The sequence below is a fragment of the Arthrobacter sp. MYb213 genome (assembly GCF_002979915.1).
Lineage (GTDB): Bacteria > Actinomycetota > Actinomycetes > Actinomycetales > Micrococcaceae > Glutamicibacter.
This window is the reverse complement of sequence record NZ_PCQA01000011.1, coordinates 1-13,870: the sequence shown is the minus strand read 5'-3', so window position 1 is coordinate 13,870 and position 13,870 is coordinate 1. Positions and strand designations below refer to the sequence as shown.

General features: G+C 53.8%; 7 protein-coding genes and 3 tRNA genes. 8 read left to right on the top strand and 2 right to left on the bottom strand.

Annotated elements, in window-relative coordinates; genetic code table 11:
* Positions 1-305: 305 nt before the first annotated feature.
* The 4 genes from CQ011_RS17565 (at position 306) to CQ011_RS17950 (ending at position 6,887) form a co-directional block, all read left to right on the top strand.
* The gene (locus CQ011_RS17565) at positions 306-1,685 is read left to right on the top strand and encodes an FAD-binding oxidoreductase (protein ID WP_105679000.1); all 1,380 of its coding nucleotides are present in this window, start codon (positions 306-308) and stop codon (positions 1,683-1,685) included.
* 96 nt (positions 1,686-1,781) lie between these two features.
* Positions 1,782-1,858 (top strand) — tRNA-Pro (locus CQ011_RS17560).
* 307 nt (positions 1,859-2,165) lie between these two features.
* Positions 2,166-6,626: an NACHT domain-containing protein gene (locus CQ011_RS17555; protein WP_105678999.1), complete on the top strand. Its 4,461-nt coding sequence runs from the start codon at positions 2,166-2,168 to the stop codon at positions 6,624-6,626.
* Positions 6,627-6,713: 87 nt separating this feature from the next.
* A complete protein-coding gene (locus tag CQ011_RS17950; RefSeq protein WP_181148196.1) occupies positions 6,714-6,887 on the top strand; it encodes a hypothetical protein in 174 nt (57 codons plus the stop codon).
* On the opposite strand, the gene CQ011_RS17550 is transcribed toward CQ011_RS17950, so the two are convergent.
* Complete coding sequence (locus CQ011_RS17550; protein ID WP_105678998.1) at positions 6,871-7,302, bottom strand: helix-turn-helix domain-containing protein; 432 nt, start codon at positions 7,300-7,302, stop codon at positions 6,871-6,873. The two genes, CQ011_RS17950 and CQ011_RS17550, sit on opposite strands and share 17 nt — an antisense overlap.
* 345 nt (positions 7,303-7,647) lie before the next feature.
* Here CQ011_RS17550 and CQ011_RS17545 point away from each other — a divergent pair, with 345 nt between their 5' ends.
* Both CQ011_RS17545 and CQ011_RS17540 read left to right on the top strand, forming a co-directional pair.
* Positions 7,648-10,038 carry an AAA family ATPase gene (locus CQ011_RS17545; RefSeq protein ID WP_105678997.1) on the top strand — a complete coding sequence of 797 codons (2,391 nt, stop codon included), beginning with the start codon at positions 7,648-7,650 and terminating at the stop codon, positions 10,036-10,038.
* A 69-nt stretch (positions 10,039-10,107) separates the two neighbouring features.
* Positions 10,108-10,596 carry a hypothetical protein gene (locus tag CQ011_RS17540; protein WP_105678996.1) on the top strand — a complete coding sequence of 163 codons (489 nt, stop codon included), beginning with the start codon at positions 10,108-10,110 and terminating at the stop codon, positions 10,594-10,596.
* On the opposite strand, the gene CQ011_RS17535 is transcribed toward CQ011_RS17540, so the two are convergent.
* Positions 10,580-11,053 (bottom strand): helix-turn-helix domain-containing protein, encoded by a 474-nt coding sequence (locus tag CQ011_RS17535; RefSeq protein ID WP_146112665.1) that lies wholly within the window; start codon positions 11,051-11,053, stop codon positions 10,580-10,582. The two genes, CQ011_RS17540 and CQ011_RS17535, sit on opposite strands and share 17 nt — an antisense overlap.
* 988 nt (positions 11,054-12,041) lie before the next feature.
* On the opposite strand from CQ011_RS17535, the gene CQ011_RS17525 reads away from it, so the two are divergent.
* Positions 12,042-12,113, top strand: a tRNA-Gln gene (locus tag CQ011_RS17525).
* Between the two features lie 48 nt (positions 12,114-12,161).
* Positions 12,162-12,234, top strand: a tRNA-Glu gene (locus CQ011_RS17520).
* Positions 12,235-13,870 lie beyond the last annotated feature (1,636 nt).

Below are 13,870 nucleotides of genomic sequence, written 5' to 3'. Positions count from 1 at the left end.
TTGAAGTAAGTGAAAGTCAGTAATGATGATGGTTTGAGGCCCTGGACACTGTGGTGTTCGGGGCTTCACCTGTTTAAGCCGCTGTTTGAGTGGTGGGGTTGCCGGTTGCATGCTGTTGGGTGTTGCCGGCCTGGTGGGGTGGTTGTGGTGTGGGGTTCTGCCTGGAAGGGTGGGACCCTTTTTCTGTTTAACGACACCGTTCCACGAGAGCACTGATCGGCTAGGCTTCGTTATGGGGCTTTAGTGGCCAATACCTGGAACTTTGTTCTTAGCTAACCATCGCATCACATGACGAGGTCGTTTCAATGTCGGATTCTCAGCTCGAATTTCTCAAACTCCTACGTGAAGCGCTGCCAATGCCAGCGCAAATTGAAGATCGCAGAGAAGTGCTGTTGGAGAACTCAAGAGATTTTGGGCAGCTTGTCGGTGAGCCAGTCTTGCCGTTGGCAGTCGTGTACCCTCAAACGGTAGCTGACGTTCAAACTATTTTGCGATTGGCTAATGAACACGGCATGCCAGTGATCTCTCGTGGTGCTGGTACTGGAGTTTCCGGCGCAGCCCATGTAACAGGCCAGTGCATTGTATTGAACCTAATGCAGCTGAATCGAATAATCGAGATCAGGCCGGAAGATGAAATTGCCGTTGTAGAGCCCGGCGTTATCAACTACGACCTCAACCAGGCCGTGGAGGAATACGGGTTGATGTATGCGCCCGATCCCGCCAGCTACAAGATATCCACCGTGGGTGGGAACATTGCTACTAATGCCGGCGGACTACGCTGCGCGAAGTACGGGGTGACTCGCGAATCGGTCCTCGGTCTAGACATCGTTCTTGCAGATGGCAGATTGATTCGTGTCGGGAAGAATACCTTCAAGGGCGTTGCTGGATATGATCTGACTTCCCTATTTACTGGATCCGAGGGGACCCTAGGAGTCGTGGTTCGTGCGGTGCTCCGTCTTCGTTATCAACCTGTTGATGAACGAGATGTATCGATAGTCTTCCCTAGCCTTGAAGCAGCAGTAATTGGTGTTCAAAGCATTGCTCGGGCTCGGGTGCAGCCGGCGATCTTAGAACTGCTTGATTTGCCGACCATCCGGATTCTTGATGAGCAGTACCAAACCGACTATGCATCCCATGGGGGTGCGATGCTCTTGGTTCGCCTAGACGGTTACGGCGCAGAAAAAGAAGAAGCCGTAATCCGTGAAGCCTTCTCAGAGGAGCAAACTACGCTCAGTTCCTCAGGCTCCGAGGAAGCAACCCAACTGATCGAGATGCGTCGTACCAGTCGTGGGGACACGAAGGACGACGCCTATCGGATGGGAGAAGATGTTGCTGTTCCCAAGAGTCTGATGGCTAAGTACGTGCAAGAGCTCCGACAGATTGCAACGGATCATGACGTCGATGTACGGGTTATCGCTCATGCGGGTGACGGTAATTTACATCCGACATTTTCTGTGGAACCCGACGCGGGTGAAGAACCATTGATCCGTTTATCGAAAGCCCTCGAAGATTCAATACGGGTCGCGATCGATATGGGTGGAACGATTACGGGTGAGCATGGCGTTGGACTTATCAAGCGTGAATGGTTGACGTGGGAACAGAGTGAGGACGTCATTCGAATTCAGCATGCCATCAAGTCCTTGCTTGATGAGAAGAATATTCTGAATCCAGGCAAGGCCATCTGACTGCAGTAAGTGGGAGCCTCAGTCGATTTTTAGTGTTCACCTACAGATTTAGTTGGAGCCCGAGCGCGGGTGTAGGGTTTAAACGTTGGTAAACAACGGGATATAGCGCAGCTTGGTAGCGCGCGTCGTTCGGGACGACGAGGTCGCAGGTTCAAATCCTGTTATCCCGACCAATTGACACCTAAGAACGCTTATTCGAAAGAGTAAGCGTTCTTTTTGATCCGATTAAATAACCGGTCAAGTCGAGCTGACCTCGAATAGCAGTACTAAATCTCGCCTTGACCAGCGGAAGCTTCCTGTCACAATAAGACGTAAGTTAAGGGAGAAACATAATATGGCAGAGGTTAGCAAAAAACTTCTATTCGAGCACCCGGGAGAAAATACTCCAACCTACGTGCTGGCTATGGCTAAAGAAACCATTCTCCAACTGAGGTACATCAAGCACGCGAGCAGGCGAATTGCCATCAGAGTGGAGTCTCAGTGAGCCCGAGGCCAGGAGGTGAAGCCGACAAGCTCGGCAATAAATACGAGGCAGCGTGGGCCGTTAGGCATGCGCTGTACTGTATCTTTGATGGCCGCAATTCAATGACGCTAGAAGACGTGGATATTGAAGTCGGCAAGGGTTCGGAGTTCACCTTTGAAAGCGGCACATCCACCGAGGTTCATCAGCTCAAGCGTCAGAATGGAAACAGTAATAGCTGGACGGTGAAATCCCTCGCTGACCTAAAGGTCTTCGATGCGGCAGCCGCTCATGTTGCGGCAGGTCGCGAGTTTCACTTCGTATCTCTAGTTCCTTGCCGTCCGTTACAGGAGCTGACTGAGCGAGCTCGCAAGTCGTCCGATGTGACTTCGTTCACCCAGTCCTGGCTGACAGGCGAGCTTCGTCCTTTCTTTGATCAGTTGTCTGCCGCGGACATTCTTGGCAGTCCACAGAAGGCGTGGGACACCTTGCGGGGTATGCGGTTCTCGGTCCAGGACGAGCATGACATCATCCGAATGAACGCAATGCTCGCCGGACGTCAGTTGAGTGGGACGACAGGGCATTTAATTGCGATCGCGATCGGAGACATCCTTCTCGACAACCTTGGCCGGCGTCTTACTCGGACTGAAATTCTGGAGCTGCTCGCTGAGCATGACATCCGTCTGCTCGAAGCTGCCTCGCACCAAGGCGCACACGAGCAAGTACATGCACTCACGAACAGTTGGCGCGAGTCTATCCGGCGCGAACTACTGCAGCCCCGCATTGAGCGTGCCGAAGCCACTAAGCTAATCGACGTGCTTCGCGATCACCGGATGAGCTTCGTGGCCGGTAAGGCGGGTGGTGGCAAGAGTTCCGTTCTAGAGCAGTCCGTCGAGTCACTTGAAGCGACGGGCGCGGAAGTGCTCGCGATTCGCCTTGACCGCCTCGACTCGTTCGCTTCGACGACGGACTTAGGTCGACAGCTCGGACTAGAGACCTCACCGGCTGTTGTATTGGCACTGGCCGCCGAGAACCGGGATGCGTTTCTTATCATTGATCAGCTCGATGCGGTCAGCCTTGCGTCAGGACGAATGCCCGACAGTTTCAACATCGTTATGGACCTCATTGGAGAAGCACTGTCGGTGTCGGGTATCAACGTCATCCTCGCCTGCCGGGAGTTCGACATCGACAACGACCATCGGATTCGATCACTGACTGACCGGCCCGACACAGTGAAGGTATCGGTCGGTCCTCTGTCTGATGAAGTGGTCAATGATGCCGTCACTCAGATGAATCTCGATGCGACGTGTTTGACCGCCTCCCAGCGAGCGATCCTGCGAACTCCGATGCACCTCGTATTACTCAAGACGATCGCTGGTCAAGTAGGAGCGCTGGCGTTTCAATCCAGGGGCTCGCTGTTTGAGGCATACTGGGAGCGTAAGCGGCAATCCGCTCGCGCAAGGCGAGATGGTGTGCGATTCAACGAGGTCCTCAGCCGGGTCGCGAACGCGGTAAGCGACCGCCAGACACTCTCCATCCCAGTCGAGATTCTTGATGACGGCGACCTTATCGAGGATGCGAACGTGCTGGTTTCGGAGCACGTCCTGGCACGTGACGGCAACCGGATCGCATTCTTCCACGAGACGTTCTTCGACTACGCGTTTGCCCGACAGTGGGTGTCACGATCAGAGTCATTGGTCGACTTCCTACTTCGGGACGAGCAAGAACTGTTTCGCAGAGCGCAAGTTCGTCAGATCCTGCAGCACCTCTATGAACGTGAGCCTGAGCGCTTCCAAACTGAAGCATCAGCCGTGTTGATGAGCGAACAGGTGCGCTTTCACATCAAGGCGACAGTGCTTGCAGTGATCTCCAACCTCGATGCCCCTACCAGCGAGGACGCCGAGGTTGTCCTCGATGTTGCTGCAACGGCACCTCCGTTCGAGGAGCAACTCTGGCTGCACACGCGTCGCGCCCCGTGGTTCAAAAGGTTTTACGAAGACGGCACGATCACCGCCTGGCTTGATAGCGGCGAGTCGGCTCTTCAGCAGCGTGCGGTCAACTTGATGATGAGCGCTATCAAGGAGCAGCCGGGCGAAGTCGCTGAACTTCTACATGCACGTCAGGCTGCGCCTGAGTACCTCAACTGGCTGCGCTGGATCGCTCGGTCCTCGGACGCACATCAGAATCGTTTGCTATTCGATCTAGTACTCGCAGCGGTTCGCGAAGGTGGTTTCGATGCCGCTGAACATGAGCTGTGGCTGGCGGTTCATGACCTTGCGAAGCACAAACCACTTTGGGCGATTGAGTTGATCCAAGCACGGGTCGTTGACCACACAGAAGGACTTCTGCTCGACGAGAGTGGGAAGGTGGCTCTCCTCAAGCTTCGCGAGTACGGCGCAACAAAACTGGTGCGCGAAGCCGCCGCGGCCCAACCCCTTGCCTTTGTCCGGGCCGTTGTTCCGTATTTACTTCAGGTTATGGCAGCCACTGCCTATGAGCCGCGTCCCGATAACCCCATTCGTGATCGGCACTTCTCCGCGCGGTTTGATGCTGACGATCTTAGCGACAGAGAGCTTGGTGATGCACTCTTAACTGGCTCAGTTCGTGCACTCGAAGCGCTTGCTCGGACCTCACCTCAAGAAGTTCGACCGCTTCTCGAGGAAGTCGCCGCCGATCCGCACGATTCGGCGCAATTTTTGCTCTACCGGGCGATCACCGCCGGTGCTACCAGCTTCGCTGATTGGGCGGCGACCCTAATCCTAGAGGGTGACGCTCGTCTTAATTGCGGCTACGTATCAGACTCGGACTGGGCCGCGCGCGAGTTGGTCCAGGCAGTTGCGCCACACCTTTGCGACAAGGTTCACCGGGCGCTTGAAGATCAGTTCCGCGACCTGCGCAATGCTCATGAGAGTCGACACAGTTTCGGAAGGTCTGCATTCACCTTCCTCTCGGCACTTGAGGAGCATCGACTAAGTCCAGACGGCGTGCGTCGGCTGGGAGAGTACCGCCGAAAGTTCAAGGAGGAGGCGCCGCCGAAACCGCGCGGCTTCATCAGCGGCACAATCGGTTCGCCAATCGAGTCGCAAGCAGCGAGCAAGATGACCGATGAACAGTGGCTTAAGGCCATGACTAAGCACAACTCTGACGAAACGAATTGGGGTACCTTCACTGGTGGAGCCCGCGAACTGTCGCATGTCCTGCGCGAGCAAGCCGCCGCAAACCCGAGCCGATTTGCCCGTCTAGCAATCAAGCTGACGCCCGAATATAATGCAGCATACGCCGATGGTCTCTTGATGGGCTTCGCAGATGCCGACCGATCTGACGAGGCGGCGCCACTGATTTACGACGCCGTTCGACACATTGCATCCCTCGGGCATGACGATGTCGACCGTTGGCTTGGTAACTCGCTACGACGTTACTACCGCGACGTACCTCTTGATCTAGTCGAACTTCTCCGCGATCGTGCACTCCAGTCTTCGGACCCCAAGGATGACTCGCCCATCTTCACTAGCGAGGGAGGCGACGGCAGAAGTGCTGCCGATATGCACAACAGCGGCATCAACACAGCGAGAGGCAGCCTTGCCGAGACGCTTGGTGACCTACTCATCTACGATGCTGACGGTGCGCGCACTGAACTCGTTCGACCGCACCTCGACGCACTCGCGAGCGATCCAGTGCTCTTCGTCCGATCGTGCGCTGCACATACGGTGGCAGCATCACTCCGGCATGCCCGTCCGGATGCAGTCGCGGCGTTCGAGAAGCTGATCGATGCTGACGATCGAATTTTGGCGGCGAGTATGGTGCAGCAGTTGATGCTATACATCGGCAATGTCGATCCAGAGATAATTACCCCAGTCATTCAGCGAATGCTTGAGTCCCAAGACGCCGAGGCACGTGAGGCGGGTGGATCGCTCGCCGCATTTGCCGCCCTCGAATGGAGCCGCCCCGAGTTGATGACGCATGTGTTGACAGGTGATGCCATGACGCGCAAGGGTGCTGCAGAGATCTGCGCCAATCGGGTTGACCGAACCTCAAACGCCGAGCTTGCAAGCTCCACTCTGATCACCCTGATGCATGACGATGATGACGAAGTCCTGGAGGCTGCTGCGAAGGTCGCCCCACACCTGCGCGACCACCCCCTCGGCCCCTTCGCCAATTTGCTGACTGCACTCATTGACTCCCCAGCCTATGATTATGCTACGCCGCAGCTACTACTCACACTGCAGCACGCGCCAGATAAGATTGACGCGCTCGTCCTGAAGGCGTCTCAACGGTTCATTTCCGTCTTTGGCAGTGAAGCCGGCGACATCCGGACTAGCGCTGCTGGAGACGCACACTACATCAGTGAGCTTGTCGTCCGTGGCTTAGCGCAGTCTCGCAACAAAAGACATCGGGCGGCGCTGCTCGATGTCCTGGATACCCTCCTTGAGCTGGGCGTATACGGCGTGGACGATGCGATCGCAGAATCTGAACGAATATAGCAACCTGTAGCCAAGCAAGCCTGCGTGGCAACCTTGTCTGCCAGTGAGTAATGGAAGCTCCATACCAGCCACTTCAACGCCGGTGAGGTGACTACACCTGGGAATGCTTCCGCACGTGCAGCTGCAAGAGCAAAGCCAGATATCAATAAGCGGATCCAGGCGATGCGCATGATGGCTGCCGAGGATGCCAAGCGAATCAAAGAAATGGAAGCGACTCGCTGCGAGCTGCATGCTCACGACGACGCTACCGATTCGTCGTGAGCAAGAACTTCCGGGCCGTGTCGTAGCTGCACCCCACGCGTTTGGCAATGTCGCGGATGATGAGCCCCTGCTTTCGGAGTCGGAGGATCTCATGTTCTTTTTCGGGCGTGAGGCCCCGCTGTCTGGTTTGGACGCCCTGCTCAATTAGGAGCCGGAGAAGTGTAGATTTGGCGATGTTGTGCTCCTTGGCGAGGTCGGTTGACTGCTCGCCCGCCTGATAACGCCGTGCGATGGCTGCCAAATCCTCGGATGAAAAGCGATCGGCGATGCGATAGCGCTGGGAGTGGCGCTCGCCCTTGATCGCTCTTGGCTGGGTTTCCCCTGATTTCAGCCGCTGAAGTGCTCGGGCTGCGGTAGAGAGTCGATCTATTTTGCGGTATGACTGCCTGGAATACTCTGCCAGTACCTCGACCATATGAGAATCATTCGCATTAGTAAAATGCGAAAACAACAGAGGTCACTGAAGCAATTCAGTGACCTTTTTCGTAGCTGCGGTACGGTTTTTGCGGTGATAAAACGAGCCGCATCTTTCATCCCCACCCCTGCGACTAGGGTTCGAATCCTGCCAGGCATCATGCTGCGGTACGGTTTTTTGGCGCAAGTAAGCTTTGCACTCCACCCCTGCTGAGGTTCAGCGAAATGTACCGCAGGGCGCTCTCGATTGTTGGAAGTACAACGGCGATCGGCTAGCCCCTCGATAAAATACGGGCCCCGGCTGTTAAGATAGTAATAATGATCACATAAAAATTCGGGGGACAAGTTGCACATACAACGCATCAGTAGCATTAAGAACTATCGTATTTTTCAGGATTTTAAAGCAGTAGCCGCTGCCCAGCCATGGCAGCCTGTCACAGTTGTGTACGGGTCGAACGGCAGCGGTAAAAGTACGCTCTCGTCGCTGTTTGCAGAACTGGCTTCTGGTGCTGCGTCCGGAACTGGGATATCGGTTGAGCTCTTTCGGCGGCAAAACGTTGTTCAGTCAATTTCCGAAACTGATGCCGTATGGAGCAATCTTCGCGTATTCAACCAGGATTACGTGCGCGATAACCTTGATTTTGAGATCTCTATCGATGGATCGGGTGTGTCCGCTAAACATCTACTCACTCTCGGCGGTGACCGCATCAAGATTGAAAAGCGCGTCAAACAAATCAAAAGTAGACAAGCGGAGATCACTGAAAAATTAACAGAACACGGCGACAGCCTTCGTGTCGTAACGAAAAAACGCGACGCAATCCCTACCAATCTCGCCCAGAATATCAGCAGAGAACTTGGGCACGTCGATACTCGGTTCAACCCAAGGAGCTACAAAGCACCCAAGGTGCGTGAGCAGATCGAAAAGGGTAAACCCATGCTGACGAGCGCAGCCTCTGTTGATTCAGCGCACGACGAAAAGCAGGTCAAGAGTCGCGTACTACCACCATTGGTATGGACATCGGGAGCCAATGAAAACGTAAGCGACCTGGTAACCCGAATTAATACGTTGCGTGCAACAACCATAGTGAGTCGAGTGATTGATGAGCTGAGCGCCAACAAGCAAGCTGCTGACTGGGTCCAAGATGGCCTAACTCTTCATAAGCCTGGCCAATCATGCTTTTTCTGCACAGGAGAGATCACTGTCGACCGGCGGGCGGCACTGGAGTCACATTTTGATGAATCTCTACTTGCGCTGCAAACCGAAGCGAAGTCACTTCGAAGTCAGTTTTTAACGGCCAGATCAAAAGTCACTGACACTATCGAATCCGTCCCTAAGAAGACTGAATTCTATGCTGCCTTTCATGAGAAATACGACGAGGCAGTTACTCTGGCTAAGGCGCGCAAAAAAGCATTTCTGGCTGGACTAGCTCTGCTAGAGCAAGCCATCGATGAAAAGGAAGCTGCCCCGTTTTCGGCGCTAGATCCAATCTCACCACCTCAACAAGATGAATTTGTGGTCGCTGAAGTGGATGCTGTTGTCACAAGCTCAGACAGCCAAACGGCAACCTTCGGAGACACGATCGTCAAGGCAGCACTAGGGCTTGAAGCGACGAGAATCCTTCAATATTTTGATGATTATGCAAGTGCAGTGGCAGATGTAAAAGCTGAGTCAACCGCAATATCAACACTCCAAGGAGAAGCCACCGCACTCAAAGAGGAAGAAGAGACACTTTCCGCAGCCGACCTTGACCCCCTGCCGAAGGCTAAGCGCCTCAACCGAGATCTTGCACTGCTGCTCGGGCGCAATGAAATCAGCTTCCAGTCAGTCGGCGAACAGTATGAAATTATGCGCGGCGACCGCCCTGCGTCTGGCCTTAGTGAGGGTGAGAGAAATGCGATTTCACTCCTCTACTTCCTCTGCGCGCTGGAACGTCACGAGGATCAAGGCAAGGACCTGATTGTCGTTATCGATGATCCCGTATCTAGCTTTGACGACAACATTATGTATGGTGCATCCGCGCATCTCTGGAGTCGGCTAGTAGAAAGCGAGCTCTGTCACCAGCTGATCGTATTTACGCATAGCTACAACCTCTTCCGCACTTGGAGCAACCAGCTTGACCGTAGATTCAAAAGAGAGAAAACGAAGAAGCCACATGCCATTAAAGAGCTAAGCGCTTCACTTCAGAAATCAAAAGACGGCACCTTCCGCAGACAGCCCCAGTTCCTCGACTGGCCGGAAGACGGCGACCTGCGAACACGCCTGCGTTCTGAGTACCACTATCTTTTTTGGACGCTCGGTACAACACTCACCAACGCATCCCAGGCCACAGACCCGCTCGCTCAATCAGCGGCCGCAACGATCATGCCTAATGCGGCAAGACGACTGCTGGAGAGCTTCCTTGCGTTCAAATCTCCGGCAACGATGGGGAACTTTGAAGCTTCGGTGACTGCCGCTATGAGTGGTATGGATGAGACCCTGCGCCTTAGGATGATCAAATTTCTTCACAGATTCTCACACAATGAACAAGGCGACGTTGATGCACATATACGGCCCGAAGAGGCGTTGCCCATTCTAGCTTCCGTGTTCTCTCTTATTAGCAGTCGCGACAAGCAGCACTTTGACGAAACGTGCACCTCACTAGAGCTGGACGGGTCTCTGCTGCTCCAACTGGCGACGGTCAACGAAGCCCCCGAAGAACAGGAAGAGTTACTCGTCGACAGCACGACAGGGCTGTAGTCAACCAAGCTGTCTCACACAGCCGTTCCCTTCCGCCCTCCTGTTCGAGGGCGGAAGGAAGATATACCAATGCCACGAGTAACCCAACATGAACAATATGAACGCCACCTGTTTCTGCGCAGGATATGGACTAACTTCTTTAGCCAGGATGCATTTGCAGACCTGAGCGTCAATGAGCAATGGAAGGTGCACGCTTTCTACCAACCAGATAAAGCATTAGACTTCCCCGACTTCAAAGAGCACCTGAGGCGGATCAAACGAGAGCAGCCAGAGCTGTGCCATGTGGCGGGAAAGTTGTACCTCCGTCTGCAGGCAGCATTCGTTGCGGCGGAGGCTTGGCGCGGTACGCCTACCGTGCCGACTACCCCAGAACTAAAGCGGCATCTACGGCGGGAGGATGTCTCCTTGCGCGTCATTGCCAGGCCGAAGCCGGACATCGACAAGCTGATTCAGGCGATGCGCATGATGGCCGCCGAGGACGCGAAGCGAACCAAAGAAACGGAAGCAATCCGCAGCGACACGTTCACTGATGACAACATCACTAACCAGTCGCAGTGAGCAGGAACTTACGGGTCGTGTCATAGCTACAGCCGACCCGCTTGGCGATGTCGCGGATGATGATTCCTTGCTTCCGCAGCCGGAGGATCTCTCGTTCTTTTTCGGGCGTGAGTCCCCGCTGCCTGGTTTGGACGCCCTGTTCGGCCAGCAGGCGGAGCAGAGTTGATTTGGCGATCTTGTGCTCTTTGGCGAGGTCGGTTGAATGCTCACCCGCCTCATAGCGCTGCCCGATGACTGCCAAATCCTCGGATGAAAAGCGATCGGCGATGCGGTGACGCTGGGAGTGGCGCTCACCCTGAACCACTCTTGACCGAGTTTCCCCTGATTTCAGCCGCTGGAGCGCGCGTGATGCGGTAGAGAGCTGATCTGTTTTGCGGTGCACCTGCTTTGAATACCCTGCCAGCACCTCGACCAAGGTAAATACTCCCGGAAACATATCGTTTCCGGGAGTTGACACTTTAAACCTTGTTTTGCGTTCTGCATTAGAGGCATATGCGTTACTGGCACATGTGGTGCCGAACGTCGTTCGCCCGCGGCATGCCACGCCCAGGAACGCGGTCGCGGGATAACGATCCTGAGCACTTGCTACCCATCGATTCGTTTTGTTTCATGGCACGGGCTGATTGCTGATGAACGCAGTCTTAGGGAATGAGATTTTCAGGATTACAGCGAACGACCCGGGGCAAAGTTTCGAAACGCCATAGAGACACCGTCAAATCCAATGGGATAGCTACTCACCCTGTAAACCCGGACCATTAGGTTGTTGAATTACAGAGTCCCGTCCGAGCTGGTTAGTGGTCGAGTTTGTTCTCGGCTTCTCGGCTTCTCGCTGGTAGTGGAAGACTGTGCCGATCTGGCAGGAAGCTCGACCGGTGAAGTAAGTAGTCGTCACGTCTATGAGCAAGCGATGCGCTTGCAAAACCATAAACATGTTCGTGGTTAAGAGCGATGCCAGTAGTTGGGACAACTCTGGGGCGACGATGACCTATCAAACCATTGAATTGAGAATGCGGGGTGCTGCGTGGTGCCATAAAATCGCCTCCGTACTTGACCGCCACGAAATCATTGTTTGTAGCGGGCAACCAGCTTTGCCCGTCATTGCCTCTCCAATTGAGAACTCACATTGGTTCAGCGACGAGTGGACCGTCCTCCTGAAGCATCTGTCATGAGCGGATCTCGATAATGGCTCTTTGGGTATGAGAATCTAAAGCACAGTACTAAGTGCAAATATCGTTTACGCGATAGATATTTCTGGCCGTTGAGAGACGCTGACTACCGTATTTTGGGACTGAAAACATTCGAATCCGTAATAGAGCTGCAGATCACTCGAGGATGCGGGCTCAAAAGATGCCTTAACTGCTTTTCTTATGTATAGTTATATCTCGTGCTAAGGCATTCCATTGAGGGAGATAGAGATATCTTCGTTGAGGGATACCAAGTCACATTGGGATATGGTGTAATTGGCAACACAACGGTTTCTGGTTCCGTCATTCTAGGTTCGAGTCCTGGTATCCCAGCGCTTCACCGGAGTTATTCGGTGAGTTGAAGAGAAATCTTTAGCGTACGGCCCCATCGTATAGCGGCCTAGTACTCCGCCCTCTCACGGCGGCAACACGGGTTCGAATCCCGTTGGGGTCACATATTCAAAACGCGGAACTACGGTTCCGCGTTTTTGCTTTAACTAAGTATCGGGAACTTGTTTCGCCGCCTCTCTATTTGGCCCGCGGACTTGAGCCGGTCCTGAGATCCAATCCGGCCGCCAGGTATGTTGCTTACCAGGTGCGTTGTTGCTGCCCAGCCTGGAACCCACTCCAAAAGAGCAAATCTCCAAGGGGCACGCTCCACCTGACGTTTGTCGGTCGGCAACCAAACTTTTGACTCTATTGAGGAACCATTGGGGCCAGTCACTGAGATCCCTGTTGGCTTCTTTCAAGATCCGCCAGGATGGCAGGATCTTTCAAACTGGTCCTTCACCTCGCAACCCAACCAAAAAGATCAGTTGTCTTTCGGTGACACACCGCTGGAGTTGCCCCAGAGCAATACTGTTCGACATGATTCCGAGAAAACAGCGGTCTCTATTTTGCCGGTCAATGCACTGGCGCCGGACATTCCGGCTCTCCGATTCAAATAGGTGCACTTGCTGTTACCGCGAACCGCTTGCCTCATCGGCCGACACATGACGGATTCACTCTCCACGGGTTATACCAGCGCCGGAGGGCCGTGAATCCGCTAGTGAGAAGAACCGCTGAATGCATATGAGCGAGTCAAAGAATCCGCGCTGTAAGCCAGCGCCGGCTAGCGCCCCTCGCGCAGCGCGAGAAGTTGCGTAGTTCATTCAGCAAGTTACCGGTGCCGCCGCTGCTGTGTGTGGAACGGAGACTTCTGTAGGTTGGCGTTGAGGCAACTGCGGTTAGTGAGGTAACGGCGAGGACACGGTAAAAAATGATCACGACAATTTGTAGCCCCGCACAGTACGGGATGCGTGGTCAGTGAATGCCCCACAGAGTTGACCGCGAGCAGAAGTAAGCTGACTAGAATCTGGCCACCCAAGCTACAACCGAATGTCTGCGCGTTGCCTTCCCTATATAGGGAACAGGACCTTCCGGCTGTAAAGCATTGGCTGTTCGCTGCTTTTCTCCTTTAGTAAAGAAGGAGTGGTCGAACCCAACGCAATCATGTGCAACCCATAGTTCTAGTCACGAGTCACCGGCACCGAAATTCCCAGCTCATGCCGTCGATAGCGCCCCGTCACTATAAGGACTGTCGCTGTCGAAGACTCAGCGCAACTGGCTATGGACTCTGTGTATCGCTGTTACCTGGATTTCTCATCGCAGAAAAGCGAATTATTGATGAAGTAGTGGGGAGTCCGGGGTTGCCAAAAGCTACTCAGAATACGTGTGTGCACGGTCACGGTGGAAAAGAGGCCACCGATTTGAAACATCCCCCAAAACTGTGTATAGTTTTTATCTGTCGCCGAAACAAGGCCGGAACAAAAACCGGTACAAAATTCGGAGATAATCCCCAGAAAATCAAGAGTTTTACACAGGTCACTGTGGATAAACGAAGATCAATGGGAACTGAGAATACCGCTTCAAATCACATTGAATTGATTTGACTTTCAGGAATTCAAAGTTATAGAATATGAATATAACGCTGGACGAAATTACCGCTCGAATAGAGCTGGTAAAGAACCGGTAAGTGTTTGTTGTTTGAGAACTCAATAGTGTGCCAAGTTTGTTGATACCGAATTATTTTTAATTTGGTGGATATATAA